Below are 15,397 nucleotides of genomic sequence, written 5' to 3'. Positions count from 1 at the left end.
CTTTTTTTCTGGAAAACATGCCATTGTTTTTTTGAACCGTTGAGGGTTAAAAAGCTTCTATCCCCCCAAGCGTTAATCACTACAAGACGTCATCGCTCAGACGCGATGGCGTCTCTTAAAAATCAATACTGCCTGAGGTGCAATGTTGTCTGCGGACGCTGCCAGCGTGTCCTATGATGACGCCTGGCAAATTGCACTGGTGATTGGCAGATGGTTAAGTTGGCGGCGTTGGATTTCCCCGATTCAATCCTTGAAGCACTTAGGGACGACCGACTAGTAATTTTTGCCGGTGCCGGCGTTTCTGTCGGGGCACCCTCAAGTCTGGACGGCTTCTGGAAGCTAGCCGAACGTATCGCTTACGGAACAGGGAAAACCCCCGCCGATCCACTAGACCGTTTCCTTGGCGAACTCAGTCATCAAGGAGTGCCGGTCCACGAGCGAGCGCGCGAGCATTTGACTCCGCCGAATAGTGCTCCCAATTCTCTCCATCACGATTTGGTTCGGGCATTCCGCACCGTGGATCGCGTCAAGATCGTAACGACCAACTACGACCTGCATTTTGAAACGGCTGCTAAAGCCGTGTACGGATACCTTCCAGATATCTATGCCGCCCCAGCGCTACCGTTAGGCTCCGATTTTTTTGGAATCGTGCACGTTCACGGAGCACTCCCAAAAACCCAGAACCTCATCATGACGGATGCAGATTTCGGTAGGGCCTATTTAACGCAGGGTTGGGCGAAGCAATTTTTGTTAGAAGTTTTCAATCATTACACCGTCCTTTTCATTGGCTACAGCCACGATGACGTAGTAATGAACTACTTAGCGCGCGCGCTCCCATCTGGGAAATTAGGCAGGCGTTTCGCGCTTACAGATACGTCAGAAAAATGGGATTTGCTGGGTATCACGCCCATCATTTTCCAAAAAGACTCGGGAAGTGAATCATTCAAAGAGCTTTATGAAGGAGTAGAAAAACTTGCCGAACGCGCCACCAGAACCGCGCTGGTTTGGAGGGAGAGATTGGAAACAATTTGCCGTGACGGACCCCCTTCGGACGAGCAAGTCATTGGAGAGCTGGATCATGCTTTGGCTGAAGAATACACAATTCGCTTTTTTACGGCTGCTGCTAAGGGGCCTCAATGGGTTGAATGGCTGGATGCGAGAAGTCACTTAAATGAACTGTTTCGACCTGGCCAGCTGACCGCCAAGGCAAAGCTATTGGCAACCTGGTTTGCGCAACAAGTATTCGTTGATGCAGAGAAATTATTCGAAGTTCTTGCTGGCCACGAACTCAAGCTCAATCCAGATTTGTGGTGGCAAATAGGAAGAGAAATTGGGGTAGAAAAAAACAAGGAGCTTGGACCTGAGGCTCTTCAGAAATGGGTAGCAATTTTGATTTCGAACGCTCCTATTGATTCAGAACTAGAGATTCTGATGTGGGTCTCCGAGCGATGCGGTGAGGAGCGTCTGTTTAACCTTACCTGCAAGATTTTTCTATTCATGTGCAAGCATCAGCTCATAGCTACACGGCGGCAGCGTCGCGTGCCGGACATGAGTGGAACAGCAGGCCGCGCTTACGATGTCAGCTGTGAAATGGTGGTCGGTCAGTGGGCGTTGAATGAGGTATGGGAAAACTATCTACAGCCGAATATCGCCACAGTCGCGGGGGCATTATTTCAGGGCGCAATCAGGTGTTTAGAGGATATGCACCATGATCTCCTCGCCTGGAATCGGGTGTCAGATCGATGGGATCCCATGAGCTACTCTCGATCAGCTATTGAGGCTCATGAGCAAGACCGCAACCCTGAGGCTATTGACGTGTTAATCGACTCAGCGCGTGATTCTCTTGAGTGGATATGTCGGAACGATGAAGTAACAGCAAAGGCTTGGATTGAGCGTCTTGTCACCTCTGGGGTACCCATTCTCAAGCGGCTTGCCGTTCATGCCTCTGCCATCGAATTCACCACAGAACCAGACCAGCTGTTGGACTGGCTTACCAGACGAGCGGGCCTTCAAGATTATCCTGCGCATCACGAAATATTCAGGGCTCTATACGGCTCATTTCCCAATGCGAGTTCTGAAGCACGAAGCGGACTCATAGCCGAAGTCTTGAGCTTCCAGTCGGAAGCTCTCAATGATTGGTCAGCCGAAAAATGCACCGCTCGAATTCAGTTCGATATGTTGCACTGGCTGCTTTTGGCAAACCCAGACTGCCAATATGCCTTAGCGGCAGTAGAACCCATTAAAGCTCTGTACCCCGAATGGTCGCCTAGCGCGCATCCTGATTTCACGCACTGGTCAAGCGATGCTGCTTGGGTTCCCCAGCAAAGCTCATGGTCTTCTGAGCAGTTGTTGGCTGCTGATCCAGCAGATTGTCTTAAGGGTTTAATCGCCGTTGATTCCTCTAATGAGGTGTTCAATATTGACCAAAACGGTTTAGCGAGGGCAGTTACGGAATCCTGTAAATTTAATTCCGATTGGGGGATGCGCCTTCTGAAAACGTTGCTGCTGCGTGAGAGTTTTAATTCACATTTATGGCCAGCAGCCCTTAGGGGCCTAAGCGAAGGCGCTTTAACGTCCACTGACTGGCACCGTCTGTTTACGATTGCAGCAGCCCCACAGATTGTAAAAAGACACAGCAAGCCATTGGCCGAGCTGTTGTTTTCGTTGGTGAACTCTAGCGAAAGTCCAATTTTCATTGATGTGTTCGAACGAGCTAACAGTCTTTCTCATTTAATCTGGAACGCGCTTGAACCCGAATTGTTGCTGGCTGACTGTGAGGATTGGGCTGTGCAATGCATGATTCAGCCTGGAGGCATCATCCTTCAGTTCTGGATATACGGGCTAGACATCCAGATGCGGGGAAAGCCTGATTCTGAGCGACATCTGCCAGAGAACTATAAGCATTGGTTCGAAATGGCGCTGGCCAATTCAGGAATGCGCGGAGCTTATGCGCAGTGTCTACTAGCAGGCCATTTTGCATTCTTGCTCAGCTTGGACCGCGCGTGGACCTCAACCAATGTCCTACCAATGTTTGCTACTGACGATGAGCCTACCTTTCGTCATGCATGGCACGGCTTTTTAAGCTGGGGACATTTAACCGTGGGCGTTTGCTTAGCTTTGCAGGATGCATTTTCAGCAGCATTTTCCAGAATGGAGAGTGCATTCCCAGGGCAAAGAAATCGGTTTATAGAGATGTTTAGCTATTTTGCGATCACGCATGAAGGTAGCCCCATTGATGTCGCAATGCCGGAGTTGTTTAAGCATGGATCGATGAAAGACCGAGTCGCTTTCGCTTCTCATGTTCGGTATCAGCTTCGAAGCATGTCTGCCGAGTCAAGGGCGCTCCTTTGGCATCGTTGGCTAGGAACGTATTGGCAAGGCCGACTGCACGCAATTCCAGCGCCATTACAGCAGGATGAGGTGCAGCAGATGCTGGGATGGCTACCTGTGTTGGGCGCCCAATATCCAGAAGGCGTAGATTATATAGTGCAATCTCCAGTCATTAGCCTCCGAGACATGACGCTACAGGTGGAGTTAAGTAGAAGCGACTTGGTATTGAATTATCCAGCCGCGACCGCAAAGCTTTTAATTTTTCTGTGCAAGGTTTCAAAGGGCGATTACGGCGGACTAATTGTCAGCGTGGCAAAACGGCTGTCAGATCTGCCTGGCGATTTGGCTGAAGACTTGGATGAGGCACTTGCGAGAGTGGGTGCAACTAGATAGGTTCAAGCACCAAGCACCAGCATGGCTCCTTCCGCCTTGGCGGGAAAATGGGCCTCGGTTGAATACCCGGCATTACCGGAAAACTCCAAGGCTGGGTAGCCGCTTAGACCAATCCCAAACCCGCCCCCGGGGCCAAGCCTAATAAGCAAATCCACGTTGCGCTATTGATGCGAGCTACCTGGGGCCGTTGAGGCTATTTACCTATGGTGCCCAGCACTAATTCCACGAAAGCCACTGACGCCGCGTTGTGGTAATTATTCTTGCGTCGCAGTAATGATGCTCCACGCTGAGGCGCCTTGTCCTTCATTTCAAGCTTGTGTAGTGCGCGGTCCTGGGTCGCAATGGGCTCTGGAAGAATTGTGGCAACCCCGGTGTGGCGAATGACCTCTAGCAACGTGTTTACCGAGTTCACCTCGATGACCACTTTGGGTGTAATTTTCGCTTTCGTGAAGTACTCATCAATGCACACCCGGGTGGCGAAATCCGGGGTCAACAAGGCGAAATCCAATTGGGCAACTTGCTCACTCGTCAGCGCTTTCTGGCAGTCGTGCAGGGGATGCTCGCGCCCAACCATCAGACCCAACGTTTCGACAAATGCGGGAATCGATTCAAGGTCCGGGTTTCTGACCTGGTCAAAAGCGATGGCTATATCAAGCGAGTCGTCTGCGAGGCCTATTTCAATATCGTCCATCGATAGCTCGAAGATTTCCAGATGAATATTCGGAAACCTAGCGGCGTAATCACGAACAATTGGTCCCACGAGATATGCCATGAAGGTCGGGGTCATGGCCAGTCTTAGGTTTCCGCGGGAGAGGTCTTTCACATCGTGTAACGCCCGTTTGCCCGCTGCTAGTTCTACGAGCACGCGGCGTGCGCACTCGATGTACGCTTGCCCAGCATCAGTAGGCGTTACCGTTCGGGAAGTGCGGTCAAACAGGATAACGCCGAGCGTTTCTTCCAGCTGGCGAATCTGTTGCGAAAGGGTAGGTTGAGAGACGTGGAGAACCTCAGCCGCACGCGTGAAACCGCCGTTATCAGCGACCGCTAACAAATAGCGCAGATGTCGTAACAGCATCGCAGTGACCACTCGTAGGTGAGACAGATGCCTAGCAGTGTAATCGACTAAGGCGCCATGAGGTCGCTTAGCTGAGCAGGTCAGATAAGAACGCCATACCGGCGAAATTCAGTGATGCGCTTCGAGTTGATCGGGCCTTCCTATTCACCTCGCAGGAACGTTGTAAAGAGTGAGGCCCGCCCGCATTCGCATTCCCACTTGACTCTCAGGCAGCGACGACCGGAGTTCGCAGAGTCACGAACTCTTCAGCTGAGGTCGGATGCACGCCTATGGTTTCATCGAATAGGCGCTTGGTTGCTCCTGCTTTGAGCGCGATCGCCAAACCTTGAATAATTTCACCGGCGTCAGGGCCAACCATGTGAACCCCCAATACCTTATCGGTACGAGCGTCGACTACCAATTTCATGAGCGTCTTTTCGGAAGACTCGGTCAGGGTCAACTTCATTGGACGGAAGCGGCTTTCGAAGATGGTCACCTTGAAACCTTCAGCCATCGCCTGCTCTTGGGTAAGGCCAACGGTACCAATACTCGGTTGGCTGAAAACCGCAGTCGGGATGTGCCGGTAGTCAACCGGGCGATACTGCTCAGGTTTAAACAAGCGGCGAGCGATTGCTGATCCCTCCGCCGTTGCAACCGGCGTCAACTGGACACCACCAATCACATCGCCAAGTGCCAGGATTGAAGGCTCACGTGTTTCGAAATTTTCGTTAACCGAAATATAGCCTGCATCGTTAAGCTCTACAAAAGTGTTTTCCAGCCCCAAGTTGTCGAGCATTGGACGTCGACCTGTGGCGTAAAAAATACTGTCTGTTTCCAATTGACGACCGTCTTCAAGCGTCGCGAGGAGACTTCCGTTTGGCTGTTTGTCGATCTGGACGATATTCGTTTTGAAATCCAGCTGCACACCGTTTTTGGTCAGTTCTTCAGCCAAATGAGTTCTGACCGCTTGATCGAACCCTCGTAAGAACAGGTCACCGCGGTACAGCAGTCGTGTATCGGAGCCCAAACCGTTGAAAATGCCAGCGAATTCAACGGCAATGTAACCGCCACCAACTACCAGTACCCGCTTAGGCAGCTGTTTCAGAAAGAACGCCTCATTGGATGTGATCGCATGCTCACGCCCAGGAATATCGGGTATCTGCGGCCAACCACCCGTTGCAATCAAAATTTGTTTGGCGCTATAGCGCTTACCGTTGACTTCAACATGGTGGGCGTCGGCAAGCCGCGCGTGACCTTCAAATAGCGTGACTCCACTATTGACCAGCAGCTTGCGATAGATACCGTTGAGTCTTTCGATCTCTCGGTTCTTATTAGCAATCAGCGTTTCCCAGTCAAACTGCGCTTCGCCGGTACTCCAACCGAAGCCTTTCGCCTGCTCAAAATCTTCCGCAAAGTGGGCGCCATACACGAGCAGCTTTTTCGGTACGCATCCCACATTTACGCATGTGCCTCCTAAGTACCGACTTTCGGCGACCGCTACTTTCGCGCCGAAATCCGCGGAGAACCGTGCCGCCCTTACGCCGCCAGAGCCCGCGCCTATAACAAACAGATCGAAGTCGTAAGTCATCTTATCTCCCTGACAGGTTTATGCAGCGCTAGATTATTCAAGATGTTAATGGGCAATACCACGTTTCAGTGCTTGCCTAAGCCGACTGAACAGGTACGAGAGTCGGGAGTTATGCATTAGCTGATGGCAAGTCGTTTTACGCCACGAAACACCGGACGGCATGGCATGAATCATCATCATTTGGGGTAGCAAAAAAACACTCTCGTACTCATGCACAGGTACACTTCGTCTATCGGCGTCAAAATCCGTACAGTCATGGGTCGTGTTGTCGAACATTTCGGAACTCCAAGAACGGAGAACGCTGAAGAACATCTCGAATGAGCAAGTCCCTTCAGTTTCCCCTTCTAATTGGAATAAGAGAAGGAGCAAAGAATTGATGAGACCATTCAGCTGTATGGAACAATCCCGGGAGGGCCGGAACTTGCGGCCCCACCGATTTTCACAACAGTCATGATAGGTCAGCTACCGACCAACGGCGTACTTAGAGTTGGCCAGGATGATTTATGGCAAGCCAATCCATTGTTGCGTTGGCTCTTTTGACGCCGGGCACCTGCTTTTTGGGATAATTGGAAGCAGTAGCTTGCGTGCCGAGTCAGCGATCATCACGACCGCACCAGCTAGCATCAATAAATCTTTGAGAACCAACCTCCCTCCGCCGGATAGGAAGGGGAAGCCGTACTGGGCATCACCAATATTCGACACCCAGGCCTCTGGCGTTGTGATCAAAAACGACAACGTTACGAGTGGGGTTAGAAAAGCTAGAACCGCGCCTATCATGCCCATTCGGCGTGAGAACGCGTAGGAAAGAACCATCAATCCGATGAGGATTTCAACAGTACCGAGCCCGTCTGAAAACGCATAGGTGTGATTCTGGGTTTGCCATGCGCGCTTGACGGGGTCGAGTTGTCCTTCGTGTGTAAGGTGTTCTTTGTATTCAGTTGGGTGCTCGTAGAAAAATGACATGACCGGACTATTAGCAACGAATGGCGTGATGCTATCGGCTTCATACGGGACAAATTTCAACGCACCAATCCAAATGAATATGATGGCAACAGCGATTCGAATCAGATGAACACCTAAGCTATCCAGCTTGCTGGCTTTCTCAAGCACTGATCTTAGTGAAGTACTCATGGCTAAAACCCTTCGATAATGTATAGGTTGCGTGTGGGTGAAAGTGAGTGGCTATCTAGATGACTTAGCACGCCAAACGCGAGTTGAGCGCTTCGTTCAATCCGCTTTCCGACTCAAGTTGAGCAAGATCGTCGTATCCACCGACGTGCCAACTTCCGAAGAAAATTTGCGGTACGGTTCGACGACCGCTGCGATTGACCATCTCGACGCGCAGTTCGACCGAATTCACGTCGATATCAGTAAATCGAATGCCTTTTTTGGTTAGCAAGCGTCTTGCTGCTTGGCAATACGGGCAGGTTGGAGTTGAGTACATGGTGACGTTAAGCATGGTGATATCTCCAGATAGGGCAGGATTACGCCACACGGGTGGTGGTGGGATTGACCTGTCAGTTAATTTGCGATGATTAATTGGAACATCCAGTTCCCATTACGCTGTAACCAAGAATGTGAACTTCGCCTTGAGAGTCTTTATAAGTAATCTCTGCCGCTGTTGGACCACAGACATCCGCTATAGGGGAGATATTTATCACTTGCGAGATATCTAGATGCATTCCGTAGTCGTACGGAACAACCTCCGGTGATGCAGTAGCTTGTTGAGCGTAGGCCGACAATGAAGCAGTAATAGACATGGCGAGAAGCAGAATTTTTTTCATGACGGTATTCTCCAGTTAAGTTTGGTGCGTTGTTAGTATTCTTTAGAGACTTTCAATTCAGACCCGGCGAAATAGCGGGTCTATCCACATAAGTCATTGCATCGTTAGAAAAGGGCGGACGTTCAACTTGACGTTGTCGCGCTGATTAGGCCGCCGCCAAATGTTCATGAACCAGAGCTTTAAGCGTGGAGTCGCATATCTGAACCATCTCGTGAAATCGGTTGAAGGTTGGATAGCGGGGTGCGCTCGCACGGCTGCCTCGTGATGGTATGACTTGTAGGAGAGCAACCATCTCAGCATCCAGCTCTAATTTTTCGCCAATCACCTTGGCCGCCCTTTCTGGAAGGGGCTCTTGCCCTAGCAGTGCTGCGGTTACATACTCCAGATCTAGGCCAGTGTTTTCGGCTAAATCTTGCCAAGACAGCCTTTTGCTGGCTTTGGCTTGAAGGATTTCAGTGGTCAATGCGATGCTAACTTCGTTGTAGATGTGAAATTGTTTCATGACGTAATCTCCAATAAAGTCTGTTTAACTAATGTTGTTAATAAGCATCGCTCAGGTATTAACCAATCATCGTCCAGTGTTTCCGTAACTTCCAAGATCGATATGCAATCCGTTCTATAGGTTCTGCCTATGGGCGTGCTTGAGATCTTTGTTACAAACAAAAATCTACATGTGTAACTGTACTTGGGCATTCAATAACTTAAGAACATTATGCAGCTGCTTTGTTAAGGCTTATTTCGCTGACAGAGCCACTTCTGTCAGCCAAATGATGGGATACACGGGAACGGAGCCAACGCTCACCTGGATCGTTGTCAAGAGTGCTACTCCAGGCCAATGACAGTTCGAGAGCAGGGGCACTCATCGGAACCGGGTCCATGCGTAACCCGCCTTGTTTAGTCATCGCTGCTGCAACGTACTCGGGCACGACCGCGATCATATCTGTATCTTCAAGGATTGTTTTCAGGGCGCTGTATTGGGGAACCGCCAACACTACCTGGCGCTGCCGCCCCATGGTACTTAATGCCCTGTCAATGTAATCGGTCATTTCGCCATTGAGAGATACGGAAACGTGTGGACGATTGCAGTACTCGTCTAAATCCAAATCTCCAGCGATCGAGCGGGAACTGAGAACAGTAGGGTAGATGCTCCGAAGAAATTTTCGTTTGGCGTTGGCTGGAAGTTCACGGCTGTGACATACACCCAGCGACACTTCTCCAGTCGAAAGCTGATCAGACATCATTGAGTGATCAGTACGGCGCACTACGAAGCTGACCCGAGGAGCCTCCATGCGCAGCTGGCGGAGCAGACCTGGCAGCAGTGAGTACTCAACGTCATCCGAAAGGCCAATGCGGAAAACAGCATTACTGGTCAGGGGATCAAATTCATTGATGTGGCTGAGCGCGACAACCATGTTGTCCAATGCTGGAGTGAGGCTTTGATGGATCTCAAAGGCTCGGCTCGTAGGTTCCATCATCCTACCCATCCGGATAAAAAGTGGATCATTGAAGTATTGGCGCAGGCGATTCAGAGAAGCACTGATGGAAGGCTGCCCAAGAAAAAGTTTTTCTCCAGCGCGGGTAAGGTTGCGCTCGTGCATCAAAGTTTCGAAAACGATCAAAAGGCTGAAGTCGATTTTGCGGAGATCATTCCTGTTCATCATCATCACCGTTTGGGCTGACAGCCTCAAATACGAAAAGTTAATGCAAGCAGAGCCTTCCAAAATACTGATGTCTTGCGCTCGATGCTGTTGAGTCATCGAGCATTAAGTAGACTTAAACTAAAACTGAGTTTCTGAATTTCTAGTTTTAATCTGAAGCGCTTTGTTCGATGGCTTGAATGTAGAGTAGGGCTTCCGGTACTAATAAACACTTCTACATAAGATCGAAATTTTTAGCGCCTGAGTGGTAGTAGCTAATACTGAAGTATGCGTTTGAGGGCGGGTGAGGTGACATGAGCGAGGAGGGAGGTGCGTTTAGTGCTGATGCTACTAGAAGGGAGGTTAGAGAAAGCAGGGGATGGGGGGAGTAAGCTGGGAAGGAAGTGCGAGCAGAGCGAGGGACGCCTGGCTGAATGGCAGTCCCCTTTTTAATTTCTAGTGAAAATCTGCTCGATGCAGTCAATGATTACTTGGCCGTCAAATGGCTTGCTAAGAAAACAGACAGCTCCGGCTGCTTCTGCACGATTGCGCACGGATTCTTCGGGATAAGCCGTGATGAATATGATCGGAATATTCTGCCCGTCATTGACCAACTCGCCCTGGAGATCCAGACCGGTCATGCCAGGCATTTGAAAGTCCGTGATCAGACAGTCAGTATCACCGCGTTCAGCGGAGGCAAGAAAATCCTCGGCACACGAAAAAAGGCAGGGCTCATAGCCCATTGAGCGCACGAGACTGCTCAACGCTATGCGGCCAGATTTGTCGTCATCGACAATGGAAATCACCGGGGTTTTATTCACTGTGCATTACCCTAAATACAGTAGGAAGCGATTCGAGCACGGCATGCACTCGTCGTCTGACTACCACTTTAGGGACGTATTTCATTAAAGGAAATAATACACTCGTATTACGAGGGTCAGCGTTTTACGCCGATCCCCAATGCCTCGGCCATCCGAACCAAATCTGCAAAAGATTTCGCCTGCATTTTTTTCATTGCGTGGCCACGATGAATTTTCACGGTCACTTCACTCAAACAAATCTCACTCGCAATCTGTTTGTTCATCAAACCCTTGACGGCGTAGGCCATCACCTCCCGCTCACGAGGGGTTAAAGACCTGTAACACGCATTCATCTCGGAATCTTGTTTGTCATTTTCCCTTCGTTTTCCATCTGTCCTGAGGGCCGCTGATACGGCATCCAAAAGATCTTGGTCGCGGAATGGTTTGACTAGAAAGTCCACGGCGCCGGCCTTCATCGCTTTTACGGTCATTGCGATGTCGCCATGACCGGTGATGAAGATGATGGGCATATTGTTATTCGCATCAAGTAATTGACGTTGGAAATCCAAGCCACTGGAGCCCTGGAGACGTACGTCAAGCACCAGACAGCAAGGAGCTTCCGGATCTGGTCGTTGTAGGAACTCTGCCGCCGAGGCGAAGGTTTCGACTCGGACGTCCGTTGAGCGAAAAAGGCTACTGAGCGCGACACGTACTGCTGCCTCATCATCAACCACGAAGACTATTGGCTCATTGTTATGAGACGTATCGGAATCAATTTCTTCGTTCACACGTGCTCCTTCTTACTGAGCGGGAGAGCCAAGTGGAATGTCGCGCCTAATCCCTTTTCAGACGTCGCCCATATGCGTCCACCATGGGCTTCAATGATCGATCTGCAAATCGAAAGCCCCATTCCCATACCTTCTGATTTGGTGGTGAAAAAGGCTTCGAAGAGATTCGGCATCTGATCCGATGTGATGCCTGGGCCACTGTCTTTGATATCAACGAGTACCTCATCTATTTCTGAGTACTGAAGGCTCAAACACAGGGTGCGTTTTTTGGTTTTAGCGTTGGTCATTGCCTGCATGCCGTTCATCAGCAAATTGATGATGACCTGCTGCAACTGGACACGGTCGCCATCGACTTTTGCTGCATCACTGTCATAGCTAAGGTCTAGCACAACTTTGTTCCGTTTGAGTTCCCTATCCACGAGGGCTAACGACTCGTCAATAACCTCTATAATATTGAGCGGAACGTTTTGGGGGGCTGTTTTACGTGCCATGGCTCGGATGCGGCGTATCACTTCACTGGCTCGATTCGTTTCGCTCACCATGCGTTCAATTGCACCGCGAACCTCGGCTAAATCGGGCACCTCTCGATTCAACCAACGCAATCCAGCCGTACCATTTGTAGTGACGGCGGATAGCGGTTGGTTGACCTCATGAGCGATGGAGGCGGCGAGTTCCCCAAGTGTTGCAACCCTGCTGACATGAGCTAATTGGGCTTCAGATCGATGGAGTGCCTCCTCCGACATCTTGGCATCCGTGACATCCATCAATGCCCCAACGTATTCGCAATCGTCTTCGCCATCCAAGATTAACTGGGCGAGCATTTGCACGTATTTAACACGGCCGTCATCCATTAGTAGCCGATACTCAGTCTTGATATGAGGCTGTTTTTGAAAGGCGTCCTTGATCGACATTTTGACCAGGTCGACATCATCTGGATGTGTCCTGTTCATGACGCTGGTAAGCATGGGTTGCTCATCAGCAGAGAATTCGAATATCCGACGCGCTTCCTCGGACCAATACATTTCACCGCTAGGAATTATGAGACCAATGCTTCCGGTTTGACTCAGCCACTGAGCACCGGTGAGGAATGCTTCGCTACGCTGGAGAGCCTCGATGGCGCGTTTTCGGTCCGAGATGTCGTTATGAGTCGCGAGTATTGCTTTGGGCACATTATCATCTCCACGTGACAGCGAGCAGCGGCTGATTACTGTTACACACGCCCCGTCGCGACAGCGCTCCACAACCTCTCCTTCCCAGTGGCCAGTTTCGAGAAGACACGTCATCATCTGATCCCAACTGGTCATCAATTGCGGACAAAGTAGAGTGCGGAAATCCTGACCAACAGCCTGCGATCTCGACCATCCATAAAGCTTCTCAGCGCCGGGACTCCATTTTGTAATGATGTGATCCATGTCCCTTACGATGATTGCGTCGTGGGTCTGCGCAAGCAACCGCACCTGTTCCTGTAATTCATCGCTGACGGCTTTGTTTTTGAGAGCTAAAAAAGACGTGATGCCGATAGCAGAAAGGCTGACCAAAAATCGCGCAAAACTTCCGTCATGAAAATTCAGACCATGGCCACCTAGGAACGCAATAAGGGTCAATCCAATACAGCAGAAAGAAACGCGTATGACGCCTTTTTTCGAGACTATGTTGACTGAAATAAGGATGACAGCGACGTAGAGCACCGCAATGGCAATATGAATTGAACTGGCAGTGTCGATGACGAAAATGGCGCTTGAGAGCGCTATTGCACCTAATCGCTGAAGCTGCAATGAGGAAAGAAATGGGCGGATGTACGCTCCAGCAATTACCTTTGGTTCCATTATGATTTTCATAAATCAATAGGCCTGCTAGGTCTGCAATTCATCACCGACAATACACTCAATTTTAGTCGGTAAAACAGTAGCTAGCATAACCGTTCGCCGGTCCAAGACCGTGCCATTCGGTAATAAAATAGGCGTTTTTACCCTCACAATTCAGTCTGTCGAAATAGTGCAAGGTGGAGGAGGGCTACATCTCAATTGCTATGCGATCAGACCAGATTCCTGGGCGAATACCTTACCGATCATGCGAAAAGGGAAGTGAAGGAACTCAGCGACTTGTGCGCTATGGCTTGTACCTGAGATGCACCAATTGCAAAAGTGCTCACAATTATTCGAGAAAATTTTGTACTGCGCTTCGCCAATTCTAGAACGGGCACGGACGACGATTTCATCGTTTGAGAAAGCGGTTTGATCTTCGTAGACCCAAGCTGATCTGCCGTTGGCAAAGCACTTCAAGTCGGTAACTTCGATAGGGCCGGCTCGCAGGGATCCGCTTAATCCCGAGTAGTGTGCGACCTTTCCGTTTCCGAGATAGATCCCATGGTGAACGTAAAATTTGCGTGGGCTGACCAGGTGCGATCCTGCTGTTAACCAGTCAATGTCTCGACCAATCAACCGAAAGTTGGCATTTTTGCTTCCGTTGCTCTGCGAGGCTACGTCGTCGGAAATGCTGATACGTAATTCGCTTCCAAAGGATTGGCTGTTCAGGCAGGACACAAGGTTAACGTCAACCAGAGCGGATCTGAAAAACGTGAGTGACCGTAGAGATGACAGCCCTTTGACGATGTTCGTAATCAGCATGTTCATGACGAAATCCTCCGAATCCTTAAGAAAAATCATATCTTCCAGGACGCGGAAACACATTCGTGCATAGGGCGTATTTATGTAGTCAGTAAATATACGAACCTAATACTTCGGTATGGCGTGTGTAAGTAACTCCGACACTTGTTGAAGGATGAGGGGCTGTGTGATGACAGGGGCAGAAATGAATCTCGCGCGCTCTATCACGCCGGCATATCAAAGATGTCGGTTCGTGTTTTACCTAGAGAAAGGGCTGCATTGAGACGCAAATCAACTCTCCTAGCGTTGCAGCTGAGCCCGTAGCTGCACCAGAGTCGGAGTGACAACGGGTATAAAAGCAGATTCGCGCCAACGACGAGCAAACCCGATGCCCTGTTCAACCAGGTAAGCTTTACCGCCGCTGGCTTGCAGTTCCAATTGCACTGCATTAGCAGCTGATTCTGCTAAGGAGATGCGTAGGCAAAACAAAGCTGCGGGCTGCTCCCGAAAACGCCCGTCCAGCAGTCCGCGTTTAAGCTCACTAACCATCCCTTCGAGTTGCCAGCGTTGGTTCAGCAAGGCTTCTAATAAGATCGAACGGTCGTGTTGCAAATGCTCCTCCACCTCCTGCAAGGAACGCCGGGCCAGTCCAATCGACATACCGCATTGCAAACCAAGAAATGCTGGTCGCACTGATTGCAGAAAAGCTTGCGCGTCCTCATGCAGCAACCAATCTCTACTTACCTTGGCCTTATCAAAATCCAGGGCAGCAGTGTTGCTTGACTGCAATCCCATCAACTGCAAATCCTCCGAGCGGTGAAGACCATTTGCCGAGCCCGGGATCGCTAAAATGAAGGGTGTCCCGCCCTGCGTATCCTCTACAGCCGCCGCGACTACAAAGCCACTTCTACGCAGATTTGTTACCCAGTGAAGTCCGCCATTCAAGGCCCAGCCATCTTCGGCTGGAGTGCCTTGCACTTGCAGAGCTTCGATCCCAGATAGGAACTTGATGGCGTTGGAGAGACCGGTTGCACCAGCCAGTTTTCCGTCAAGCAGGAACGGTAACAATCTCTCGCGCAATGCGAAGTTGGAGCTTTGCAGTACATATTCGATGAATGTGCGCTGACCCCAAAGGACAAAAGCGGCCGTCATGGAATGGCTGGCTACCGCGGCTAAAGTCTCAACCGCATCGGCTAAATTCTTGCCATTGCCACCTAAAAATGGGCTGATCCCCACGCGTAGAACGTTGGCTAGCGCCAGTTGCGCCAAGACTTCTTGCGGATCACTTGATCCCGAGTCTAGCCCCTGTGCGTGCTTGTCCAGCCAATGGCTAAATGCCAAGTCGAGCATTTTTATTCTCCGTGAACATTTGAAGCGTGCTTCGCACAAGTCCTAAATTGTTCGCCCAACCGCCGTA

General features: G+C 50.3%; 12 protein-coding genes and 1 pseudogene. 1 reads left to right on the top strand and 12 read right to left on the bottom strand.

Annotated features, from left to right (window positions below; all coding sequences use genetic code 11):
* Window positions 1-210 precede the first annotated feature (210 nt).
* Window positions 211-3,723, top strand: coding sequence for an SIR2 family protein (locus tag QOL84_RS25795; protein WP_283439051.1), 3,513 nt, complete (start codon window positions 211-213; stop codon window positions 3,721-3,723).
* Window positions 3,724-3,916: 193 nt separating this feature from the next.
* Here QOL84_RS25795 and cynR read toward each other — a convergent pair whose 3' ends face one another.
* The 12 genes and pseudogenes from cynR to QOL84_RS25735 all read right to left on the bottom strand — a co-directional run bounded on the left by cynR (window position 3,917) and on the right by QOL84_RS25735 (window position 15,330).
* The gene (gene cynR, locus QOL84_RS25790) at window positions 3,917-4,798 is read right to left on the bottom strand and encodes a transcriptional regulator CynR (protein WP_283439050.1); all 882 of its coding nucleotides are present in this window, start codon (window positions 4,796-4,798) and stop codon (window positions 3,917-3,919) included.
* Between the two features lie 205 nt (window positions 4,799-5,003).
* The gene (gene gorA, locus QOL84_RS25785) at window positions 5,004-6,365 is read right to left on the bottom strand and encodes a glutathione-disulfide reductase (protein ID WP_283439049.1); all 1,362 of its coding nucleotides are present in this window, start codon (window positions 6,363-6,365) and stop codon (window positions 5,004-5,006) included.
* 501 nt (window positions 6,366-6,866) lie between these two features.
* Window positions 6,867-7,496 (bottom strand): reactive chlorine resistance membrane protein RclC, encoded by a 630-nt coding sequence (rclC, locus tag QOL84_RS25780; protein ID WP_283439048.1) that lies wholly within the window; start codon window positions 7,494-7,496, stop codon window positions 6,867-6,869.
* A gap of 64 nt (window positions 7,497-7,560) precedes the next feature.
* Window positions 7,561-7,824, bottom strand: coding sequence for a glutaredoxin 3 (gene grxC, locus QOL84_RS25775; protein WP_283439047.1), 264 nt, complete (start codon window positions 7,822-7,824; stop codon window positions 7,561-7,563).
* Between the two features lie 76 nt (window positions 7,825-7,900).
* On the bottom strand, window positions 7,901-8,149 hold the full coding sequence (locus QOL84_RS25770) for a DUF2790 domain-containing protein (RefSeq protein ID WP_283439046.1): 249 nt from the start codon (window positions 8,147-8,149) through the stop codon (window positions 7,901-7,903).
* Window positions 8,150-8,286: 137 nt separating this feature from the next.
* Window positions 8,287-8,651: pseudogene (locus tag QOL84_RS25765) on the bottom strand (cyanase); the annotation flags it as partial.
* A 208-nt stretch (window positions 8,652-8,859) separates the two neighbouring features.
* Entirely contained in the window at window positions 8,860-9,807 is a 948-nt protein-coding gene (locus QOL84_RS25760) for a LysR family transcriptional regulator (protein ID WP_283439044.1), read from the bottom strand.
* Between the two features lie 428 nt (window positions 9,808-10,235).
* Window positions 10,236-10,607: a response regulator transcription factor gene (locus QOL84_RS25755; RefSeq protein WP_283439043.1), complete on the bottom strand. Its 372-nt coding sequence runs from the start codon at window positions 10,605-10,607 to the stop codon at window positions 10,236-10,238.
* Window positions 10,608-10,723: 116 nt separating this feature from the next.
* Entirely contained in the window at window positions 10,724-11,374 is a 651-nt protein-coding gene (locus QOL84_RS25750) for a response regulator transcription factor (RefSeq protein ID WP_283439042.1), read from the bottom strand.
* The gene (locus QOL84_RS25745; protein ID WP_283439041.1) at window positions 11,371-13,212 is read right to left on the bottom strand and encodes a PAS domain-containing sensor histidine kinase; all 1,842 of its coding nucleotides are present in this window, start codon (window positions 13,210-13,212) and stop codon (window positions 11,371-11,373) included. The genes QOL84_RS25750 and QOL84_RS25745 overlap by 4 nt, the downstream gene beginning before the upstream one ends.
* 189 nt (window positions 13,213-13,401) lie before the next feature.
* Complete coding sequence (locus QOL84_RS25740; protein WP_283439040.1) at window positions 13,402-14,007, bottom strand: lecithin retinol acyltransferase family protein; 606 nt, start codon at window positions 14,005-14,007, stop codon at window positions 13,402-13,404.
* 273 nt (window positions 14,008-14,280) lie between these two features.
* Complete coding sequence (locus tag QOL84_RS25735; protein WP_283439039.1) at window positions 14,281-15,330, bottom strand: acyl-CoA dehydrogenase family protein; 1,050 nt, start codon at window positions 15,328-15,330, stop codon at window positions 14,281-14,283.
* Window positions 15,331-15,397 lie beyond the last annotated feature (67 nt).

It is taken from the genome of Pseudomonas helmanticensis, assembly GCF_900182985.1.
Lineage (GTDB): Bacteria > Pseudomonadota > Gammaproteobacteria > Pseudomonadales > Pseudomonadaceae > Aquipseudomonas > Aquipseudomonas helmanticensis.
This window is presented reverse-complemented; position numbering and strand designations above follow the sequence as displayed.